General features: G+C 48.7%; 19 protein-coding genes. 6 read left to right on the top strand and 13 right to left on the bottom strand.

The window, feature by feature from the left end:
- Nucleotides 1–120: 120 nt before the first annotated feature.
- The 3 genes from ACED36_RS03520 (at nt 121) to ACED36_RS03530 (ending at nt 3495) form a co-directional block, all read left to right on the top strand.
- A complete protein-coding gene (locus ACED36_RS03520) occupies nt 121–1353 on the top strand; it encodes a DEAD/DEAH box helicase (RefSeq protein WP_371732808.1) in 1233 nt (410 codons plus the stop codon).
- A gap of 221 nt (nt 1354–1574) precedes the next feature.
- Nucleotides 1575–2453 carry a helix-turn-helix transcriptional regulator gene (locus ACED36_RS03525; RefSeq protein ID WP_371732809.1) on the top strand — a complete coding sequence of 293 codons (879 nt, stop codon included), beginning with the start codon at nt 1575–1577 and terminating at the stop codon, nt 2451–2453.
- 175 nt (nt 2454–2628) lie between these two features.
- The gene (locus tag ACED36_RS03530; RefSeq protein WP_371732810.1) at nt 2629–3495 is read left to right on the top strand and encodes a hypothetical protein; all 867 of its coding nucleotides are present in this window, start codon (nt 2629–2631) and stop codon (nt 3493–3495) included.
- A 113-nt stretch (nt 3496–3608) separates the two neighbouring features.
- Here ACED36_RS03530 and ACED36_RS03535 read toward each other — a convergent pair whose 3' ends face one another.
- The 4 genes from ACED36_RS03535 to ACED36_RS03550 all read right to left on the bottom strand — a co-directional run bounded on the left by ACED36_RS03535 (nt 3609) and on the right by ACED36_RS03550 (nt 7894).
- Nucleotides 3609–5597, bottom strand: coding sequence for an LTA synthase family protein (locus ACED36_RS03535; protein WP_371732811.1), 1989 nt, complete (start codon nt 5595–5597; stop codon nt 3609–3611).
- 57 nt (nt 5598–5654) lie between these two features.
- Nucleotides 5655–6011: a diacylglycerol kinase gene (locus ACED36_RS03540; protein ID WP_371732841.1), complete on the bottom strand. Its 357-nt coding sequence runs from the start codon at nt 6009–6011 to the stop codon at nt 5655–5657.
- Nucleotides 6012–6404: 393 nt separating this feature from the next.
- Nucleotides 6405–6959, bottom strand: a complete 555-nt coding sequence (locus ACED36_RS03545; RefSeq protein WP_371732812.1) for a mechanosensitive ion channel domain-containing protein — start codon at nt 6957–6959, stop codon at nt 6405–6407.
- A complete protein-coding gene (locus ACED36_RS03550; protein ID WP_017003803.1) occupies nt 6959–7894 on the bottom strand; it encodes a CorA family divalent cation transporter in 936 nt (311 codons plus the stop codon). The genes ACED36_RS03545 and ACED36_RS03550 overlap by 1 nt, the downstream gene beginning before the upstream one ends.
- A 133-nt stretch (nt 7895–8027) precedes the next feature.
- On the opposite strand from ACED36_RS03550, the gene ACED36_RS03555 reads away from it, so the two are divergent.
- Entirely contained in the window at nt 8028–9377 is a 1350-nt protein-coding gene (locus ACED36_RS03555) for a magnesium transporter (protein WP_371732813.1), read from the top strand.
- A gap of 75 nt (nt 9378–9452) precedes the next feature.
- On the opposite strand, the gene ACED36_RS03560 is transcribed toward ACED36_RS03555, so the two are convergent.
- Nucleotides 9453–9797: a metalloregulator ArsR/SmtB family transcription factor gene (locus ACED36_RS03560; RefSeq protein ID WP_029486153.1), complete on the bottom strand. Its 345-nt coding sequence runs from the start codon at nt 9795–9797 to the stop codon at nt 9453–9455.
- Nucleotides 9798–9883: 86 nt separating this feature from the next.
- Nucleotides 9884–10108, bottom strand: coding sequence for a glutaredoxin family protein (locus ACED36_RS03565; RefSeq protein WP_016958274.1), 225 nt, complete (start codon nt 10106–10108; stop codon nt 9884–9886).
- 253 nt (nt 10109–10361) lie between these two features.
- Here ACED36_RS03565 and ACED36_RS03570 point away from each other — a divergent pair, with 253 nt between their 5' ends.
- Nucleotides 10362–12095: a hypothetical protein gene (locus tag ACED36_RS03570; protein ID WP_371732814.1), complete on the top strand. Its 1734-nt coding sequence runs from the start codon at nt 10362–10364 to the stop codon at nt 12093–12095.
- Between the two features lie 55 nt (nt 12096–12150).
- On the opposite strand, the gene ACED36_RS03575 is transcribed toward ACED36_RS03570, so the two are convergent.
- From ACED36_RS03575 to ACED36_RS03600, 6 genes are all read right to left on the bottom strand, one after another.
- Nucleotides 12151–12936 (bottom strand): electron transfer flavoprotein subunit beta, encoded by a 786-nt coding sequence (locus ACED36_RS03575; protein ID WP_371732815.1) that lies wholly within the window; start codon nt 12934–12936, stop codon nt 12151–12153.
- A complete protein-coding gene (locus tag ACED36_RS03580) occupies nt 12926–14188 on the bottom strand; it encodes an electron transfer flavoprotein subunit alpha/FixB family protein (protein WP_371732816.1) in 1263 nt (420 codons plus the stop codon). Before ACED36_RS03580 ends, ACED36_RS03575 begins: the two co-directional genes overlap by 11 nt.
- The gene (locus ACED36_RS03585) at nt 14181–16109 is read right to left on the bottom strand and encodes a DUF3483 domain-containing protein (protein WP_371732817.1); all 1929 of its coding nucleotides are present in this window, start codon (nt 16107–16109) and stop codon (nt 14181–14183) included. The genes ACED36_RS03580 and ACED36_RS03585 overlap by 8 nt, the downstream gene beginning before the upstream one ends.
- Nucleotides 16110–16129: 20 nt before the next feature.
- Entirely contained in the window at nt 16130–18190 is a 2061-nt protein-coding gene (locus ACED36_RS03590) for an NAD(P)-binding protein (protein ID WP_371732818.1), read from the bottom strand.
- Between the two features lie 123 nt (nt 18191–18313).
- Nucleotides 18314–18844, bottom strand: coding sequence for a DUF5943 domain-containing protein (locus ACED36_RS03595; RefSeq protein ID WP_016959199.1), 531 nt, complete (start codon nt 18842–18844; stop codon nt 18314–18316).
- A gap of 73 nt (nt 18845–18917) precedes the next feature.
- Nucleotides 18918–19907 carry a dipeptidase gene (locus tag ACED36_RS03600; RefSeq protein ID WP_016959198.1) on the bottom strand — a complete coding sequence of 330 codons (990 nt, stop codon included), beginning with the start codon at nt 19905–19907 and terminating at the stop codon, nt 18918–18920.
- A gap of 207 nt (nt 19908–20114) precedes the next feature.
- Here ACED36_RS03600 and ACED36_RS03605 point away from each other — a divergent pair, with 207 nt between their 5' ends.
- Nucleotides 20115–21239: a M14-type cytosolic carboxypeptidase gene (locus ACED36_RS03605; protein WP_371732819.1), complete on the top strand. Its 1125-nt coding sequence runs from the start codon at nt 20115–20117 to the stop codon at nt 21237–21239.
- 110 nt (nt 21240–21349) lie between these two features.
- On the opposite strand, the gene ACED36_RS03610 is transcribed toward ACED36_RS03605, so the two are convergent.
- The gene (locus ACED36_RS03610; RefSeq protein ID WP_371732820.1) at nt 21350–22501 is read right to left on the bottom strand and encodes a sterol desaturase family protein; all 1152 of its coding nucleotides are present in this window, start codon (nt 22499–22501) and stop codon (nt 21350–21352) included.
- Nucleotides 22502–22671: the final 170 nt, after the last annotated feature.

Below are 22671 nucleotides of genomic sequence, written 5' to 3' on the forward strand. Positions count from 1 at the left end.
AGCCTGCGCTGACCTTTACATTTGAAAAATGCATATACTCAAGCAACCTCAAGATGCTTGGGTATAATGCAAGGCAATCTGTTACACTCGCGCTCCTTTTTCTAGGTCGAATTTTTCATCATGTCTGACAGCGCCTTTTCACAACTTCACCCTACCTTGCAGCAAACACTGGTTAGCCTTGGTTACACCGAGCCTACGGACATTCAGCAGCAAGCCATTCCTCAGGTTTTAGCAGGGAATGACGTGATGGGCGCAGCGCAAACCGGCACAGGGAAAACCGCGGCTTTTACGCTGCCACTGATCCACCAGTTGCTCGAAAGCGGCGCAAAAGGCGCAACGCGAGTATTGGTGGTCACACCAACGCGCGAATTAGCACAGCAAGTGTATGACAAAGTTATCGAGTACAGCCAAAACACATCACTTAAATGTGTCGCTCTGTATGGCGGTGCCAACATCAACCCGCAGAAAAGTCAGCTGCAAAAAGGCCCAGAAATCGTAGTGGGCACGCCCGGTCGTCTTTTAGACCATCTGCACATTGGCACGCTGAACCTTTCGAGCCTCGACACGTTAGTATTGGACGAAGCGGATCGCATGCTAGACATGGGCTTTATTTCAGACATCAAACGATTGATGAAAAGAATGCCCAAAGAACGTCAGACACTGTTTTTCTCCGCCACCTATCCAAAACAGGTATTGGAGTTAGCATATGGCCTACTCAACCAGCCAGTGCGTATTGAAGTGTCTACCTCAAACAGCACCGCAGATACCGTTAACCAATTGGTGCACCCTGTCGATAAGAAGCGTAAGCGTGAATTACTGTCATTTTTGATTGGTAGTCGCAACTTAAAACAAGTGTTGGTGTTTGCCAAAACCCGCCAAACCACAGAAGCCTTAGCTAACGAGCTAAAGCTTGATGGATTAGCCGCTGAAGCTATTCATGGCGAGAAAACCCAAGGTGCAAGAAACCGCGCCTTAGAAGGCTTTAAAGACGGTAAAATACGCGTGCTGGTTGCCACCGATGTGGCGGCACGTGGTTTGGATATTCCTTCCCTTGATACCGTGTTTAACTATGAACTGCCACACGCGGCGGAAGATTATATTCACCGTATTGGGCGTACCGGACGTGCAGGCAAAAGCGGAAATGCGATTTCATTGGTGAGTCGAGAAGAAGAAGGCATGCTGGCGGCCATTGAAACCTTAATTGACCAACGCTTGCCACAAGAATGGCTGGAGGGGTTTGAACCGGATTTGAATGCCGAAATCGAACACCGTGAAAAACGCGGCGGACGAGGCGGTGATAAACGCCGTTTGAAGCACCAACTGCTGAAAAAATCTGGCGGTAAAAAGCGTTAATTCTGTTGTTTATCAACCGTATGCTTACTCATCAAGGGCATGCGGTTTTATCTACATACTGGCTTTATCAACGCGAATCTCATACCCCATCACACCATCGAAGCACGTCTTTCCCTATTCTCTGCCTCTATCGGATCGGTATCCACGGTAGCGCGCAAATAGCAGATACGCCTAACATTCCGCTACAATACTAAGAGTTTTAGACGGAGCTAACATTCAATATGCACATCCCGAATATCGGTTTTAATCATCATAAAACCAATCAGGCAGAGTTGGAAATTATCGAACTCAGTGCGCTTGAACAGGCTCAGCACACAGACCATGCGCCTCAGTTGCCACACCGCGTAAATTTCTTTTTGTTGATATATATTGAGCACGGCGAAGGCAAGCATTGGGTAGATTTCAAAGAGTACGCCTATCAAGCAGGCTCTGTGATTTTCGTGCAACGAGAACAAGTCCACGCGTTTGATTTTTCTAATATGCCCAAAGGCAAAGTGCTGATTTTCACTCAAGCGTTTCTCGACAATGTGCATACCAACATGCGCTTACCTAATTACACGCCTACCCACCTAAATCATCTTCAGTCACCCATATTGACGTTGGACGACCAAAACAACCGCCGCACTAAAACGCTGATAGAAGAAATGACCACGGAGATTGGCCTGGAACATCGAGACCCATTAATCGTGATGTATCTATTTTGCTCGCTTGCCTTGCTTCATCGTCGACTGCAGCCAAAAGAAAATCTGGCAGCACTTTCTCAAACGCAAAGCCAAAAATTTGCTCGTTTGTTCGAATTACTTCAAAGCAACTTCCAACGTGTACGAGATGCCAATTGGTATGCACAACAGTTAGCGATAACGTATAAAACCCTCAACCAAATCTGCAAAATCGCAACCAATATGACAGCCAAGCAAATGATTGATGCCTTTACCATCATTGAAATCAAACGACGCTTGGTGGTTAGCAATGTCACCTCGCAGCAACTCACCTACGACTTCGGTTTTGACGATGCCAGCAACTTCCTCAAATATTTCAAAAAGGAAACGGGACTCACGCCGAGTCAATTCCAGAAAATTCACACCACACCGGTGCTATAAAACCCACGTAATATATCCAGCCTATCCGTTCCGGTGAATATCACTAAAGGTTCGACATTCACCATTTTAACGCCCTTTTTGACTCTGCCACCGCTTGGTGCTCTCACCTAACATAGTCCCCAACATGAAACGTAATTCACGACAAACACATCGTCGAAATCACAGGGACTCCACCATGAAAACATTATCGAATTCAGTTAGCCGCTCTGTCATTGCTGCCAGCATTCTAGGCGTAACCGCTTGTTCTGCCCAGTCTTCTACTGACACATTGAGCAATAAAGACAAAGCCGTCGCACTCATCAGTAGCATCGAAACGGGTGACCATGGCCCAATTGCATACATCAATTCAGATAAGTACATCCAGCACAATTTAGCGGCTGCCGATGGTCTTGACGGGTTTGGTGAGTTAATGGCGATGTTGCCAGAGGGGAGCGCTAAAGCTGACGTTAAGCGCGCATTTCAAGATGGCGACTTTACCGTCACACACACAGAATATGATTTCTTTGGCCCAAAAGTTGGCTTTGATGTATTCCGCTTCGAAAACGGTCAAATCGTCGAACATTGGGATAACCTGCAAGCCATTGCTCCTGCTAATCCAAGTGGACGCACGCAATTAGATGGCCCTACGCAAGTCACGGACCTCGACAAAACAGATACGAACAAAGCGATTGTCGCAGACTTTGTGAAAACCATTTTGATGGAAGGCAATATGGCCCGAATGAACGAATTCATCGACCATGGTGAAGATGCGTATATACAGCACAACAGCGCTGTAGGTGACGGTCTAGAAGCACTTGGTACAGCTCTTGGTGCCCTCGCCGAGCAAGGTATACCAATGGTGTACACCACCAACCATAAAATCCTTGGTGAAGGTAACTTTGTGCTGGCCATCAGCGAAGGGACTTTCCTTAATCAAGATGTAGCATTCTATGACCTGTTCCGCTTAGACAACGGTAAAATCGTGGAACATTGGGATGTGATTGAAAACATTCCGCCACGCAGCGACTGGAAAAACGACAACGGTAAGTTTGGCTTCCAATAAGTCTGACTTTTACGGGTGAAAAGCACGCTAATCGACACAACAAAAAGCCGCAAAACGTTGCGGCTTTTTGTTATCCATTTCTGATATCAATAGATGTGTACGAAAGCGATACTCTATTGCTTACCAGCACGATTTTGCTGGCTGGCGGCGTCGCTATTACTGGCAGAATAGTAGTTTTCTCGAAACGCCAAACTCCCCCACATCGCATTAGCGTGAGCACAATTCACAATACCTTGTTCGATATCTTGCTCCTGCAAGGTATCCGCAACCGGATCGTATTGATAGGTTGAGATCCCGAGTCCCGGCTGGATCACGACCACTTTATTGTCTTCCGTCATCCACGCAAAATTCTTGTCACGCTGCATCAATGCACGTTGTTTTTCAGCGGGCACCTCTTTCGTTAGATCGTGGCCGATCATCGGGTTATCGCTACTGATCCCCGCCAACGAAAGCAGCGTCGGGGGAAGATCAATCTGGCTCACTAAGCGAGTATCCAAATGTGGCTCAATACCACCACCCAAAATCACCGTTGGGATCCTAAAATGCCCAATCGGAACCGGTAAATTGCCATACGTGCGCGCATCATGATCCGCGACAACGACGAACACAGTATCATTCCAGTAATTTGATTTTTTCGCTTTATCGATAAATTCACCCAATGCAAAATCAGCATACTTCACCGCATTTTCAACGGTTTTCTTGGGCTTGTTATAGGGTTCAATGACGTTATCAGGGTATTCAAAAGGACTGTGATTGGAGGAACTGAATACCAAACTAAAGAAAGGCTTACCTTCTTTTTCCAACTGGCTGAACTGTTGATCGGCTTTATTATACAAATCTTGATCTGATGCCCCCCAAGAACCGACAAACGTGGGAGAGCTAAAGGTAGGGAAATCCTGCATATCAACAAAACCGTTGCCCAAAAAGAAGCTCTTCATGTTGTCAAAATGGCTCTCGCCGCCATAAATAAACTGGGTGTGGTATTGATTTGCTTTCAGCAGATCTGCAATCGAAAAAAAGTTGGTCTGACTCTTACCCAGCTTCACCACCGAACGAGCAGGTGTCGGTGAAAAGCCGGTTGTGACCGCTTCAATACCTCGCACTGAGCGCGTACCGGTTGCGTACATGCGTGTAAATGCCCACCCTTCGTCAATCAACGCGTCTAAATTGGGGGACGCATCTATCCCACCAAGGCTTTTGACATAGCGCGCACCATGGCTTTCTAGCAATAAGATCACAATGTTTTTAGGCTTACCTTGATAGGTCGATTCATGATCGGCAAGCGATGGAACCTTGTCTGATATAAACGCTGACTCAGGCACATTCATCGACCGTCTGACTTCAGAAATGATGTCAGCGCTATCCATCTTCGGATAGAAATCAAACGCACTCGCTTCTGAGCCCATTTGCTTGGCAGCAAACAATACCGAGTATGAAGAATTCAACGTTATATCGTTGACCAAAGGGTCACTAGAGAAGAACACCATCGCAGGATTAAGTGGGCGATGACCTAGCGAAGAACGCGCTCCCATCACGCCGATAGCAACAACCAAGACAGCAATCAATGGGCGCCAATACCATTTGGGGTAGCGCAAACCTGAGACCAGAGATTTGCTCCATGTCCATCCCAGCGCCAAGGTCAGCAGCGATACAACAAGCCCGACAAACAATTCGAGTTTATAGCCACTCCAAAGCATGCCAAACACCTCTTTTGGATAGACAAGGTATTCAACAAACAAACGATTAGGCCGAAGGTCGTACTCTATGATGAAAGGCGGCGTCGCCACTTCCATATAGACCACAAACCATAAGCCTAGGGTGATCCATACGCGCAAAATCCAGTGCCAAATTCGCCCAATAACATGGTCTCCGGACAAAAGAGAAGCAAGCAACGCGGGCAGTATGAAGAGATAACAGATTGATGCGATATCTATACGTAACCCACCGAGAAATATTGAGCTCCAGCCATGGGCGTCATTCACGCGGTCGATATGCCAAATGGCGAGACTTAATCGGGACACAGTAAAGATCAAGATCAAGACCAGGCAGGCGCAAACAATCGGGTATAACGGGCCCAACACTGATTTTATATTTTTCAACACAGTCACTCCATGTGATGGCTAAAAGCGTTTTATAAAACTAAACGGGAGGTACTTGGGCTAAATTAATATCCAAACCCACGTAAAAAGGGCAAAGGCTAATGAGACAAACACAGCCGCCGACGCGATGTCTTTGGCTCTGCCACTGAGCTCATTCCACTCATCCCCGACCCTGTCGACAACCACTTCAACCGCTGAATTCAAAAGCTCTGTTATAATCACCAGCATCAACGAACCAATAAGAAGGATTTGTTCAATTTTCTCTACGGGTAACCAAAATGTGAGGATGACAAGCGGCACGACCAGTGCTATTTCTTGCCGAAAAGCCGCTTCGTGCTTCCATGCTGACCGAAGACCAAACATCGAAAATCGCGTCGCATAGATAATTCGCATCAACCCTGTCGCTGGGGATTTCATGTAGGGGATTTTCCTTTCCATCACTAAGTTGTCAGTACTCATGTTTGACCATGACGACGCTAGTCTATGTAACAAATGTAATACATCGATCTATTAGCGAATGAACACACCGTTTTTTCATCGAACAGCGCTCCACACACCGCAGTGTGAGACCAAGCGTGAGCCTATCGTTCGAAACTTAAGGAAAGCTTAAGAGGTGAAAATCAGGCTAGATGCCATGAAAGGTTTTGTGGAAACTCGGGAGGTGAAAATAGCGCGTGGCGCTCGTTGCAAATCAATGTTTAAAATAAAGGTCAATAGAAAAGGGCAGCGAAAGCCTGCTCACTGCCCTAACCTATGAACCTATGAACCTATGCTCGACGAAACCAAGCATCCGTTTCCGAATGTGTCGTATCAACTGCCGTCAAGTAAAACCTCGGCGGCTTTCACTGGTTCTTCTGCGACGATTTTCGTCACCCCTTTTTGCAGGATAAGGTTATTGGGGTACGTGATTATGTTGCCGCTCGCATGACGAAGAATCACGTGAAACATCGTGATATCAATGATGACACCACTAATGTCATCATCTTTGTCCGACACTTTGACTTTGTCACCAATGCGATAAGGGAACACAAAAAATATCAACACACTGGCTGTCAGGTTACTCAGTATTGACCATTGGGCAAACAGCGCAACACCAAGCACCGCGAAGATCGAGGACAAAAATAACGAGATATCACCAAATCCCAAATCGAGAACAATAGTGAAGATGGCAACGAACAGCAAGAACGATGCCGCATTGAATGATTTGATCACAAACTGAGTGCGTTTCAGGTTCACGCGCTTGTTTTGAGCCAGTGTTTCTATCCACTTTCGACCGACACGTTTAAACACCAAAAAAGCAACAATTAATAGTAGGCCGAGACCGAATTGCTTCAACAACACATTCGATAGTAATAACTCAATCATTAAATAAATCTTAACCTCTTCAAAACAATCACTTCAATGGCCACCACTGCAACCAGTCCGATACAGAATAAGGTAAACGCTATCGGATTTTCCGTTCCCGGAATCCCACCAATGTTGACACCAAGCAAACCCGTAAAGAAACCCGCAGGTAAGAATATCCCTGCGATAATCGAGAATAAATAGGTATTTCGATTCATTTTCTCTGCTTGTCGCTGGCTTAAATTCGCCAAGAATACGTTGATTTGATCAATATAAAACTCAATCGACTCATTGATTCTCATTGTGGTATCGAGACTATTTTTGAGATGGTTTTGCGCATCCACGAGTGCTTTAGGCTGTATCTCAATAAGGTCTTCAAACACATACTTTTGCGGCTTCAAGTAACGTCTCAACCTTAACAAACGCGAGTGCAAAGCGTTGAGCGCCTGAGTGTCCTCATCCCCTTCCCAATCTAGGCCATCGAGCAACGTTTCCACAGGAACCAAAAAGCTTGAAATGTGCTTATTGATGCCCGTCACCATGCCAATAATGACGTCAGACAAAGAGGTTGGGCCCAGCCCTTTTTCTAACTGAGCAATCAATCCAGACACTGAGCGAGACGGGACTTTACGCGTTGAAATGAGCGCCCCTTTATACCAAAGAATACGCAAGCTCAGCATATCGTCTGGCTGTGAACCTTCGTTAAAGTTAATGCCGCGTAAGATCATCAAGAAACAATCATCGTCGAAATGCTCAAAGCGAGGGCGCGTATCATCGGCCAACAGCGAATCAACAATGGCTTCAGGAATCGCATTGTCTTCCAGCCACCCTCGTAATCCGTCTGCATCACGTTGACAGTGATACCATACAGAAGGCTGCAACTCCCCTGATAACTTTTTGTTTTCATAAGCTATGCCTGACGAAAACCGCCAACTTGAGATGATAAAATCGTCCATGCGTCTAACTCTTCACCTAATAATGTTCTTATTTAACATATGAAATTTCTATTGCATCAATGTTTTTTATTGCTACATCCAGATCCTTTGCATTACTCTCGCCAGATCGCTTATCTGCTGACTTAAAGAACCCATGGAAAATAACACGATTCAGGACGTAGTCAGTGAGCTTCTCACAGATAGTGGCGACGTTGACTCGCAACACGCTGTCATCGAACAGTGGGAGCAAGACAACTCCCCTGTCGATATTGCATTGTTGCTTGAGTCACTTCCGCTTACCGAGCGCTTGAGCACATGGGAACAACTTTCAGATGCGATGAAAGTTCCCGTTCTGGTCGAGATGCGTACAGACGCCAGTACATCCATCCTCAACAACCAGGATGAAGAGAAATTACTCTCTCTGTTCACGGGAATAGATGCAGATACCCTGCTTGAACTTCAAGACAGCATTCCAGACCATTTGCTCGAGAACGTGCTTGGGCGAATGGATGAAGAGCAGCAAAATCGCTACTCGGCTGCACAACAATTTGAGGATGACGAAGTCGGGCACTGGTGTGATCACCAGCCTTTAGTTGTGCCTGCAAAGACCAAAATCAAAGTGGTGATGCGACTTTTACGTCGCCATCTTCCTCCGCATAGCCACGTTATTTTCTTGGTCGACAGCAGAGGGAATTGGGATGGCACAGTGCGAATCAATCGCTTGTTTGGCGCCGACCCGACACTTCGCATTTCAGAGTTTTCTGAAGATGACTTTCCGTCACTCAACGCCAAAGAAGATATCTATTCCGCTGCAAACAAGGTAGCAGCTAGTGGCGAGTCATCACTACCGGTTATCACGGATAGTGGCTTGTTGATTGGTCGCTTAGACATGGGCACGGCTTACGAGCTACAAGGTGAAAAAGCCGAATCACAATTGATGGCAAAAGCCGGTCTAGATGAAGATGAAGACCTTTTTGCTTCCGTTCGCAAAAGCGCGCAGAACCGTGCAATTTGGCTTGGCATTAACCTAATGACGGCCTTTCTCGCGTCATGGTTTATTGGCTTGTTTGAAGCCACACTGCAACAAGTGGTCGCATTGGCGGTCTTGATGCCTGTTGTTGCCTCCATGGGCGGCATTGCTGGCAGCCAGACACTCACCTTGATTGTGCGCGGCTTGGCGCTCGGACAAATATCAAAAGCCAACCTTAAACCGCTACTGACAAAAGAAGTCAAAGTCGGTGCACTAAATGGCGTGTTATGGGCCATTGTGATCGGGCTTGTTGCAGGTTATTGGTTTGACAGCCCAATGCTTGGTGTTGTCATTGGCATCGCCATTGTCGCTAATATTATTTGCGCCGCGATATCGGGGATTTTCATTCCAGTAATACTCGACAAGTTCAAAATCGATCCCGCGCTGTCTGGGTCAGTGATCTTAACCACAGTCACCGATATTGTAGGCTTTGTGGCTTTCTTGGGATTGGGCAGTGTGTTTTTGCTAGGCTAAATCTTAAGTATCTAAATCAAAAACCTCATCGAATTTGCTGAGGTTTTTCTAAATACTCAGTCATCAATTATGCGTTTAACAACAACTCAACACTCGTTCAGGTCGGTCACCCATTCGGCACAATTTATCCATGCTGTCTTGCAGGAAGATTTGATTTGATTCAATGGTTAGCGCTAACACATCTTTTGCCCACGAAGGCAGCTCATTGCGAATGCGATAGAACACCCATTGCCCCTGACGGCGGTCATTAAGCAAACCACTCTTACGCAATTGCGCCAAATGGCGAGACACTTTAGGCTGGCTTTCTTCTAATGCAGCCATCAGTTCACAGACACATAACTCACCTTCCTGTTGAAGCAACAACAAGGTTTTCAGGCGCGTTTCGTCCGCTAAACATTTGTAAAAAGTCACGGGTGACATAGATTTCGCCGTATCAATAAGCAATGAATTTTGTAGCATCACTTTATATATGATTTCCCATATGTAAAGTGACGATTTTCTTTCAATCACTTCAATGCTCGTTCTACGGCTTTTACTGAAAATCCATGCAGCACTTTATCGCCAATTTTGATCACGGGAACGCCACGCGCACCTAATGCTGCGTGCTCTTTTCGCCCGCGAGGCGTACCAACATCACACAATCGATAGGTCATTTTCTTGCTGTCAAAGAACTGTTTTGCTGCCTGACAGTGAGCACAGCTCTTGCTGGTGTAGATCACGATTTTTATCACATTGCCTCCATTGCCATGCAAAGATAATTATTCTGCATTATTAAGCTTACAAAGATTAATTATCTTACTCTAATTTAGTATTAAATTGTTCATATCACTACCAATTGAATACATGAGATTTTTAGCCAACCCTAATAAACAATATCTTTAGCGCTAGCAATCCTGAGACAACATACCTGCCACGTTCAACATAATCTCCCATTTGATAACGAGGTTTAACCTCACATAACAATATAAAAAGTAAGGACATATGATGAAAATAAAGATGATTGCCAGTTTGATCATGGCAACAAGTCTCTCTTCTGCAGCATATGCGGATTGTTTCGGTAATGTTTATGCGATGAACGCAGGTCGTGGTCATGTTGGCTTCATGATTGATGTACAAGAAGATAAGCAACTCACTGGCGTTTACAATGGTGACAGGGCACTCAAAGAGTCACGAGCCCTGTTCAGCAGCTCTGCCATGGCGTATGACAAAAACACCAACCGTATCTACTACGTCAGTACACCGCGCCCTGATGACTACCATGTTGATGGGCTTGATGACGAAACGGTGGCCAAAGAATTCTCCAACTTGGACTTTCACGCTTCACGTGTGAAAAACAACCAACTCGCTTACTTCGATCCAGAAACCAACCAACACACCATTGTTGCTGAGGTGCCTAACGTTTTCCGCATGGCCTTTAACCCAGCAACCGGCACCTTGTTCGCCTCTGATAATCGCAAAGTCTTTACGATTGATCCTGTTGATGGCTCAACAACCGCCGTGGGCAATTTTGAAACCAATATGGTCGCGGGTGGGTTTACTAACTGGGGGGATTTTGTCTTCTATGACAACAAGCTTCTTCTCGTCTCCAACACACGCTCGTTCAGCATTGATACCTCAGACGCCTCATCAACGCTTGATTCTTTTCACTACATTGATTTCGTCACCGCCGCTACGCTCGACCAAAATGGACAACTGCTGATTGCCACCAAAAATCAGAATGTCACGGGCAACATCAACAGCACAGGGCTGTGGCGCTTGAACCCAGAGACAGGTGAAAAGGTTTCTGTTGGTTTGTTCCCCAGCCGCATCAGTGCGATGGCGACCAATACCCAAGAAACGTATAAATGTTATGACGAAACCGTCTTCCCAAGCGAGACGATTGTTGAAGTAACAGGCGTCACTGGCGACACAGTGACCGAAGGGCAAAGCGCTACCTTCAACGTCAATTTTGATAAAGAACTCAAAGCAAGCAAAGAGGTGACGCTGGCGCTCAAAGATGGCACGGCCTTCTCGGGTACTGATTACAGCCGCGATGTCAGTGTAATATTTGATGAGACAAATAGTGTCGACGTGACACTGACTGATACTGGCGTCAAGGTCACCGTGCCGCCGGGTGTCAGCAGTATTCGAGTGGTAGTATCGACAATCGATGACAACACTGATGAAGATGATAAAACTTTTTCTCTCGACGCTTGGATAAACGACGATCAAAGCGACAAAGCATCTGCACTGGCCACGATTAAAGACAACGATGAACCATTAGGCGCGTGTAGCTCCGGCGTCAAACTGCAAATGGCTGCAAGTGGCGATGGCGCTTGGTCCTATTTTGGTGTGGACTGCAATAAATCCGATGTCTATTTTAATGCGGCGGGTCTATACAGTGATTCGGCCCGTCATACTCGAGTAAGTTGGACCACTGACTATGGCAGTTTTTCAACCACCAACTATGACCGAAACAATGGTGGGATTAGAGGCTATGTCGGGGTAACAGAAATCAAAACACTGAAAACGCTAACCGTCAATGGTAGCTCAACCATTAAACCTGCTTGCCAACATGGTGATGTTCGCGGTACGCCATTGTCTTATGTTTACACAGGCTCAATCACCATAAAGGCAGATGGCACTCAGCAGTGTTACTTGAAATTGAACTACGATTTCTGTGATGGTGCCGATAACCGCGTGTCTAGATCCGCTACCAGTACCAACTGCGGACAGTGAGCTTTCACAGCGCTTTATCCTCGTCTCTTATCATTTTGATTGAAATTAGAGATGCCTAAATCACGCCTTCTTTTTTAAGCAACACCAATATAGCCTCAGCCGCGTCTTGTGGGCTGGGGTTATTCATGACCTGACCGCCAGAAGACACAGGTGCTGCCGTCGCCGCCAAAAAGCGATCGCGCCCTGATGCTGATGCTGCCACTGTTTTGACTCGCTTCGGTTTCTTCTTCGCTACCTGCCATTGCCAAGCCTGTGCAAGTTCATCTTTGTGCGCTGCCACTTGCAATACATTTACGATGCCATCACGTGCCTTGGTAAACGCACTCTGACGCGGCTCTGGCGCAGCGCCACTTGCCAATAGCACCGCAGGCAATGTGATGCGTAAACGACGACGCTGGCCACCTGACAAGGCTTGCAGCACCTCGGCGTGTGTTTCTGTTTGAGTGAGCACATCCACCACGTCGGGCACAACCGTCGCGCTGAGGGATTGAGCAACCAGATAAGGCACCATTCCCGAAGATTCGCCCCATTCGGCTCTTGCGCCACACAACACTATGTTAGGTTTTCGCGCCGAAACATGATCTGCCAAGGCGAGGCTCGCATCGGCGTCTTGCGACACCTTGAGCACATCCAACTGCTTCACGCCCATACCGAGGTATTCTCGAATAGCGAGTGAATCCGGATCGCCTGCGAAAATCACCGCAGGTGCTTCTCCTAAGCCCTCTTCTAACTTCAGTGCCAATTCCAAGGCTTTGGCGTCACTTTCCGCCCGACGCGCTCGACCAGACAAAGGATGCTGACCGCAAGAAACCAAAACCATCACACTGCTGTTAGCTTGCATCTTCAATCTCTCCTAACTCGCCTTGCGTGGCGTCAATCAAAGCCTGCATCACGGCAGCGCTATCGGCGATGATGCTGAGATCGGCGCGTTTCACCATGTCGCAAGACGCATCGGTATTAATCGCAATCACGCTGTCGCAATGCGTCATGCCTTGAAGATGCTGAATCGCACCAGAGATGCCGACTGCAATATACACTTTGGCGTTGACATACGTGCCCGATGCGCCCACCTGAGTAGGACGCGGCATGTGTCCGTTATCGACGGCAACGCGGCTTGCCCCTTCGGTGGCGCCCAGTGCGTCGGCACATTGATGAAACAAGGCCCAGTTACGCACGCCATTACCGCCCGACAAAATAAATCGGGTTTCGGGTAACGGGATATCTTTGGGATCAACCGCCACACGACCAAGATCGACAATCTTAGCCTGACCGTTTTCCACATCTGGACAAGCACAAGCCGATGCTTCACTGACGAACCCTGAAATGGGGTCGGACACTTGCTCTTCCACCAGCAAGAAGCGCGACAGCTCTCGGGTCACAGACTGCTTCTCGTCGCCGCTACCGCATTCAATCGAACCATGAGAAGCTGCTTTCACGCGCGTGGCGGGACGCTCGCCCAACGACGCACTCAGCTTTCTTGCGAGGTCGCCGCCGATGAATGTTTCATCAGCGAAAATCCAATGTTGAGGCGCGAGTTGGGTATGCAATGCATGTAGCACCGCCAACCAATGATCCGGCGAATATGTCGTATTGTCGCCAAGAGAAATGACACGATCCGCGCCGAAAGCCGCCATGTCATCATCGCGGTTAAACAACGTGAGAAACACAATTGCAGTGTTTGGCGCGACGGTCTTATGATCGCCGGTTGTCGCCAGTTGGTGCGCAAGGCCAAGCATGTCTTTATCAAGCGTGGTGAGCTTTTTGCTGTCAGCGTCAGACACCACCACGATGTATCCTGTTGGCTCGGTGATCTGTCGACGCGGCAAAGATTGAGACTGTGATTTTTTCACAACGCCTGAAGACGATGATGACATGCCACCAGAACGATCAATGCGCTTAATGCCATCCGCCGAGGTAAAGCCAACTCCATGCGGATTCTTTCGGCGAATGCCATTCACCATCATGTTAGCCGTACCGCTCTCAACACCCCCATCAGAGCGACCATCAAACGTGGTCAGCTCTTCGTGCTTGGGGTGCAGACGATCACGCAGGATTCTCTCTTTTCGCGGATCGCGCCGCATTATCTCATCCATTGCGCCCCCCTGCGCTTTGCCCCGTATCAATCACCCGTTCAAGCAGCATGACAGCCACATCTTGAACGGCAGGGCGTGGCATCACCACGCCTTCTAGCATTACCGCACATTGCGGGCAAGCAACGGCTACAATGCTGGCCCCCGTTTCGCGGGCATCGTCCATACGCATATCCGCGATACGTTGCTCGCCTTGAATATCCGTGATGGGCGCGCCCCCTCCACCGCCACAACAGCGAGAGCGAAAACCTGAGCGTTCCATTTCGTTGATCGTCATCCCCATGCGTTCCAACAAGAATCGCGGGGCATCATAACCGCCGTTGTAACGCCCTAAATAACAGGGATCGTGATAAGTGACGCTTTGCGCTTTGGCCGTATTCAAGGTCAGTGACTCGCGTTCGACACATTGGGCGAGAAATTCGGTGTGGTGCATGACTGAATAGTGACCGCCAAAGTCGGCGTATTCATTTTTCAGGACATGAAACGCGTGGGGATCTGGCGTCACAATGGTTTGGAAAGTGTATTTATTCAGGGTTTTCACATTGGCCTTGGCTAAACGCTGAAACGTGGCTTCATCGCCCAATCGACGCGCTAAATCGCCACTGTCGAGTTCTTCATTGCCCAAAATGGCAAAGCTAACGTTAGCATGTCGAAGCAGTGCGACTAGCGCTCGCAATGTGCGCTGATACGCCAAATCAAACGCGCCATCGCCTGCCCATAGCAACACATCCGTCGAGCCTACGTTTTCCATGGTATCGAGCTTAAGATCAACTGCCCAAATGGCGCGGTTTTGCGGTGACAAGCCATTCGGGTTATCCGTCGCAATCAAATTATTCAGGGTTTCTGCGCCTTTTCCTGCGGTTTCCCCTTTCGCCAGTGTCAGATGTCTGCGCATATCAACAATGGCATCAACATGCTCAATCATCATCGGACACTCTTCCACACATGCGCGACACGTGGTGCATGACCACACGGTATCGGCATCGAGCAAACCTTCAAACAATGGCTTGTCCGGCGCACCGCATCTCGCTTCATCAGATTTACCTGCTTCTTTTCCAGGATAAGCGCTGCCTGCATATTGGCGGGTGTCTCCACCCGCCATGCCGACCACCATATCCTGAATCAGTTTTTTGGGGTTAAGCGGCTGGCCCGCGGCAAATGCTGGACATACTTTTTCGCAGCGCCCGCATTGCACACACGCATCAAAACCGAGTAATTGATTCCAATGAAAATCCGTCGGCTTTTCCACGCCTAGCGTGTTTTCATTGAGATCGATGGGTTTTAAGCCCGTCGAACGCCCACCGCCGAACCTGCCTTGCCGGCGATGAAACCCCAAGTGGAGTGCGCCAGCAAACGCATGTTTCATTGGGCCGCGCCACGTCATGCCAAATATCAGTTCTGCTAAACCGAGCAGCACGCCACCGAGCAACAAAACGGTAAGCACAATCGGCACATTACCGATACCAAGAAGCTGAATCAGTGCGATGCAAAGGCCTGACAGCGAAAATGCTAACAAGCTATAGGGAAGACGATGCCAAACGCCTTTAGATAAATTTGCAGGCGGGTTATCTCGGCGTTTTTTCACCTGATAAGCGCCAATACTCATGACCGAGAATGTCACCGCCAACAAGCCATAGGTAAATGAAGAATCGCCGCCAAAAACATACACCACCAACATGGCAAGCACAGAGGCAACAAAGCCACCCGCAGTGGCGACATGGGTATTGGCAAATTTTTTGTCTCGCGCCACCACATCATGCAAATCATGCAGGTAGCGAGGAAGAATAGCGGCAATGCCTTTAAAGAATGGAACAGCGTTAGGGTCAGGCTTACCCTGACGCCACATTTTGACTCTTCTCGCTGCACCTATGGCTGCAAGCAAGATCGCAAGGAGAAGAAGAGGACCAATTAGCGCTGTGGACATATCGCTTCCCTCGCTAATGGCTATAGGTCTTTACACAGACGAAGCGCATCATAAATGGCTGCATGAATATTGCGTGGGGCGTTGCAATCCCCGAGTCGATAGAGCAAATACCCCTCCCCTTGTTCGGCGAACATAGGTTGAGGTTTGGCAGCATAAAGCGCTTCAAGATCGACTTGACCGTGATTTCGCGATCCCTCTTTGAACGCGTAATACAGAGCTTCGTCAGGTCTTACGCCGTTTTCAATGACCACCTGATCCACCACGCGCTCTTCGCGCACACCCGTGTATTCATTTTCAAATCGGGCGATCAGCTTCTCGCCTTCTCTGTAGACCTGCTCCAACACAAGATCCGACGACATCACTACGTCGCGCGCATACAGGCTACGGTAATAAGTCGGGAAGCTGGTTCCCCCCACCGCGACACCCGGTTTAATGTCGTCCGTGACCATCTCAACTTGTGCGCCTTTGGCTGCCAGAAAATCTGCCACCGACATGCCACTGAATTCGCAAATGGTGTCATATACCACCACGTTTTCCCCCGGCGCAACCGCACCACTGAGAATATCCCAACTACTGGTCACCAAGCCATCTTCCGCCCCCCATTCAGGGGTTTGATTTGTGAAGGGCGTGCCGCCGACAGCGAGCAGCACCACATCGGGTGTTTCGGCCATGATCACGGCTTCATCGGCTGCCACTTCAAACACCAAGTTGACGCCAAGGCGGCGAAGTTCGAGATCAAACCAACGGGTAATCCCCGCGATTTGTTCCCGCTGTGGTGCTTGTGATGCGAGTGAAATCTGCCCACCCAGCTCGCGGCTTTTCTCAAACAGCGTGACTTGATGACCGCGTTCGGCACATACCCTTGCCGCTTCCATGCCCGCAGGGCCGCCGCCCACCACAACCACTTTACGGATCGGGCCCTCTGTTTTGCTGATAATGTGCGGCATGGTTTGTTCGCGAGACGTCGCGGCATTTTGGATGCAAAGCACGTCAATGCCTTGATACTGTCTGTCGATGCAGTAATTCGCGCCGACACACTGACGAATTTGGTCTGTCTGTCCCAGCTTCACTTTGGTGATGAGATGCGGGTCAGCAATATGAGCGCGGGTCATGCCGACAAAATCAATCAATCCGCTTTCTAATGCGCGCGCCGCTTGCACGGGATCTTTGATGTTTTGCGCATGCATCACGGGCACATTGACCACGCTGCGAATGCCTGCCGCCAAATGGATAAACGGCTCTGGCGGATAGGTCATATTTGGAATGACATTCGCTAACGTATTGTGCGTATCACAGCCTGAGCCAACGATGCTGAAAAAGTCGATCAGACCGAGGCTGTCGTAATACGCCGCGATCTCTTTCATGTCATCTTGATCAAGGCCATCTGGGTGGAACTCATCCCCTGTCATACGAATGCCGACCGCGAAATCCGGCCCCACCTCTTCACGCACCGCTTTGAGTACTTCCACGCCAAAACGCATCCGGTTTTCAAAACTGCCGCCCCACTCATCGGTCCGTCGGTTAACGCGCGGACTCCAAAATTGATCAACCAGATGTTGGTGCGCAAAAGAGAGTTCAACGCCATCCAAACCGCCGTCTTGGGCGCGTTTGGTCGCTTTGGCGAAATCACCAATGATGCGCCAAATTTCTTCTGGTTCGATAGTCTTACAGGTGGCGCGGTGAACCGGTTCACGAATGCCACTTGGGCTCATCAACGACGGCCAATTGCCGCCATCCCAACGAGAACGACGCCCCATGTGGGTAATTTGAATCATGATATGCGCGCCATGTTTATGCATGGCATCGGCAAGATTTTGTAGGTGCGGGATCACTTCGTCGGAGGCCATATTGACTGACTTCCACCAGCCTTGCGGGCTGTCGATTGAGACCGGACTCGAGCCGCCACAAACACACAGCCCTATGCCGCCTTTGGCTTTTTCTTCGTAATACTGAATGTAGCGCTCAGTCGGCATGCCATTTTCGGTCGCATATACCTCGGCATGCGCCGTGCTGATCACGCGGTTTCTGATCATCAGCTTGTTAATCGCAAGCGGCTGAAAAATGGCATCGAACTGAGACATGATATTTCCTTATGTTCGTTTTAGATCCTGGGTCCTGCAAAAATTCAAAGCCCATGTTTGCTACGTCAAGCTCTTGCTTTCCCTAGGATCTAGGGCCTGCTCTTAACTCTCAACGCTTGACGCTTAAACAGGCTTCACGTCAAACAACCCAAATTCGTAGCCCTCTTCCGAGCCACTTTGACGTTGAACAGCGTGGGTTTTGAGCGGAAATCCGACACTTTCCGTCACTTGATCCATCGCGCCTGCAAACCACCCCGTGAACATGTAATCCACTTTGCGATTGACCTTGCCGTAGTAATACACAAACGCGGAGTTTTCGAGTCGCACTCGCGCTGTGCCTTGAGACACATCAAGGTGCTCGATAAAAAACTGCCCCCAACCACGTTGAGAAAGGCGTTTCATGTAATGATCAAACACTTCAGCGCCGGAAATGCCGTGGGTTTCACCTTCTTGCTCACACCAAAAATAGGCCGATTTATAGCCTGCTTTGTAGAGCAAATCAGCATAGACATCCGCACCTAACGCTTCTTCTACCGCAGCATGGTTATTGATGAAAAAATGGCGCGGCACGTACAACATGGGTAACCCATCTGTACTCCAAACGCCGGTTTCGTCGTCAACCTGAATCGGTAATTCCGGTGGATGTTGGCTCATGAATGTTTCCTCAGCTTTCACTATTAATCTCGATCAAATCACTTAGCAACAATCGAACGCTTACACGCAGGTGCTATTCGCCCCACACGTCTTTCAATACATTGACCCAATTTCCGCCCATGATTTTCTGCACCTTGCTTGCAGGCCAGCCGTTATCAAGCAGCGCTTGGGTTAAGTTCGGGAAATCCCCGATGGTGCGCATACCTTTGGGGTTAATGATCTCGCCAAAGCGCGTCAGCCTGCGCGCATAGCCTTTGTCATGAGTGATCCATTCAAAAAATGCCTGATCGTGACCCTGCGTGAAATCCGTACCAATACCGACACTGTCTTCCCCCACAATGTTGACGATGTAATCAATCGCCTCGACATAATCTTCGATGGTGGAGTTGATGCCGTTTTTGAGGAAAGGCGCGAACATGGTGACGCCAACAAATCCGCCGTGATCAGCAATGAATTTCAGTTCAGCGTCAGATTTATTGCGCGGGTGATCTTTTAGCCCTAAAGGCAAGCAGTGGGAATAACAGACAGGTTTCTTGGATTCCAAAATCACTTCTTCAGAGGTTTTGGGACCAACATGGGAAAGGTCACACATCACGCCCACACGATTCATTTCCGCTACCACTTCACGCCCATAACCCGACAAACCGCCATCACGTTCATAGCAGCCAGTGCCAACGAGGTTTTGGGTGTTGTAGGCCATTTGCGCGATGCCAACGCCCAGCTTTTTGAAAATCTCGATGTAGCCCAGTTGGTCTTCAAATGCATGCACATTTTGAAAGCCCAGCATGATGCCGGTTTTGCCTTCTTCTTTGGCACGCAAGATATCTTGTGTGGTGTGAACAGGGCGAATAAGGTCGTTGTTGTCACGAAGCAGCTGATTGAATTCGACGATATTGTCGATGGTGGCCTGAAAATCTTCCCACACCGACACGGTGCAGTTAGCAGCGGTGAGTCCACCCTTTGCCATGTCTTCAAACAGCGCCCTGTCCCACTTGGCAATGATGAGGCCATCAATAATGATGGAATCGCGATGAAGTAAAGCGGCAGCGTTATTGTCGGACATGAAAGCTTCCTTGTGAGTATTCCCTTTTCTATGACTTTCACGTTAACCAACAACCTTCAAACTCGGCGGTGCGATTGCGACAGCTTGTTGCGGGTTTGCGTCAGAGGGGAAATTGCCCCACGCATATCGGGGGTGGATTGCAGGTTTAGGACGCCGAAAACTGTGATAATCTTACTGACTGTTCACACAAAAACGTCACATTCAAAAATGAAAATATTCAGCAATTTCGAAAGCGGAAATATTCACATCGTTAAAGCCGATACGCCTAACGATATTCAGCTCACCATTCCTGCGGATAACCAAACCGAGATATCCCAGTGGTTCCACTTTCGACTAGAAAGTACGTCGCAAGAACAGCATGATTTCAACATTCTGAACTTAGCAAAATCGGCTTACCCAGAAGGGTGGAAAGACTACGATGTTGTCGCGTCTTATGACCGCAATGAGTGGTTCCGTATTCCTGCCGAGTTTGATGGCGACACCCTGCGTTTTTCTGTTATCCCAGAAAGTGGCTCCATGTACTTTGCCTACTTCGCGCCATACTCTTACGACCGTCATCAAGACTTACTGCACAGTGCGCAATCTCACTATGCGTGCGAACTTGAAACCCTTGGTACCACGCTTGATGGCAACGACATCAGCCTGTTGACCATCGGCGAGCCAGCAGAAGGCAAGAAGAACATTTGGGTTATTGGTCGTCAGCACCCTGGCGAAACCATGGCGGAATGGTTCATTGAAGGGCTGCTGTTGCGCCTGCTTGATGAAACCGACACCGTGGGCAAAACCCTGATCGACAATGCCGTGATCCGCGTGGTACCGAACATGAACCCAGATGGCAGCATTCGCGGTCACCTGCGTCACAACGCGATTGGCGTAAACCTCAACCGCGAGTGGCAAACACCGTCGGTCGAGCGCAGCCCTGAAGTGTTTTACGTTCGCGAGCGCATGCTAGAAACGGGGGTTGATATGTTCTTGGACATTCACGGTGATGAAGCCATTCCGTATAACTTTGTCGCGGGCAGTGAAGGCATCCCTTCTTATAACGAAGAATTGGCGGCGCTCGAAGATCACTTCAAGCAAGCCCTGCTGACCATCACCCCTGAGTTCCAAGACGAATTCGGTTACCCGAAAAGTGCACCGGGTACGGCCAACCTAACTGTGGGTTCAAACTGGGTAGCAGAACAATTCAAATGTTTAGCTTACACCGTTGAAATGCCATTTAAAGATCACATCAGCCACGCTGATGCGCTCTATGGTTGGTCTCCGGCGCGCAGCGCCGCATTTGGCAACGACATGTTGGCAGCGATTTTGGCAACACACAGTAAGCTGTAATGTCAGTTGCTTTGGCGACTGGCGGGTAGGCTCGCACAGACTCAAATCAAAAAGCCCAAACGCAGAGTTTGGGCTTTTTTTTGACGCTTTGTGAATCAACGTGAATCTTACTATTTGTTCTTTTTCCACGCTGTAATGGGATACAAGATCTGTCCCATAATACTTTTCGGCAATGGCTTGGTCGTGCCGTAATTCGCCGGCCAGTGTTTACCCGGCATGTGCATGGTGCCGAACAGCCAATCAAACACCACCAAATGCGCACTGTAGTTGGTATCAATCGCCGGCTTTTCTGAACTGTGGTGCCAATGGTGAAACTGTGGCGTCACGAATATGTATTTCAGCACGCCAAAATGCAGCCGCGTATTACAGTGGATCAACACCGCTTGCAGCGCAGCAAATGCAACGTAGGCATTCAAGGCGGCTTCCGATGGGCCAAGCAAATACAGCGGCACCATCACCATGGCGCGCTCTGAAAACACCTGCAGAAAATGACCACGTGAACCTGCCAACCAATCGAGATTTTCCACCGAGTGATGCACAGCATGCACAGGCCAAAGCACTTTCACTTCGTGAAACAGACGATGCTCCCAATACAACACAAAATCAGCGGCAATCAGAATCAACACAAACTGAACAAACACAGGTAACGATTGGATGGTTTCTTGAAACGAAGCACTCACCGCCCAGCTAAAGTGGCTCACATGATAGTTGGCATAAATCAAGATGGCGGAAATCGCGAGATGGTTGAAGCAGAAATAGAGAAAATCCGTCTCCCACTCTTTGCGTAAAATCACCTGATTTTTATATTTCGGATACAGCTTTTCCAGTGTCACAAACACCACCGCAGAGCCCAAAAACGCAAGGATTAACCAATCTACGCCGAGCGATAACGCTTTCGGTTCAACGGGGCCAACAGGCACGGTGTAACCACCCAATGCGAACGCAATGAGAGTCAACGAAATTCCCAAACAACCCAACCTGCGGCATTTTTTCAGTAGGTGCGTCATTGCCCCAAAGAACAACGAAAAATACATGCCGTATTTCAGTATGTGTTGCAGGCTTTCGGCGTCATAGGTTTTGCGTAGTTCGGTGGTAGTGAGATAAGAAGGAAACAGATAGGCCAGCACCGCAAGCAATGACAATGCACCGAGCATGAAGGACAAATAGCCGCTGATTTTGCCATCGCCAATACGTAACTGGCGTTGTGCATCAAGCTCAACCTGTCTTTGCTGATAGTGATATGAAGGGTCCTGCTTGGCCATGTCTCTGTCCTTTTTTGTGTCTGTGCTCCGTGTGTGGAACCAAGACTACGACAGATCCCGCCCGCCGTTAATACCGCTGTTCAAAGTAACAAAAAGCGCCACGAAACGTGGCGCTATTTGTGACTTTTTAGCGTGAGCGACTCAAGTCGCAGCTTACAGGCTAAGTATTG

It is taken from the genome of Enterovibrio sp. FF113, assembly GCF_041439165.1.
GTDB lineage: Bacteria > Pseudomonadota > Gammaproteobacteria > Enterobacterales > Vibrionaceae > Enterovibrio > Enterovibrio norvegicus_A.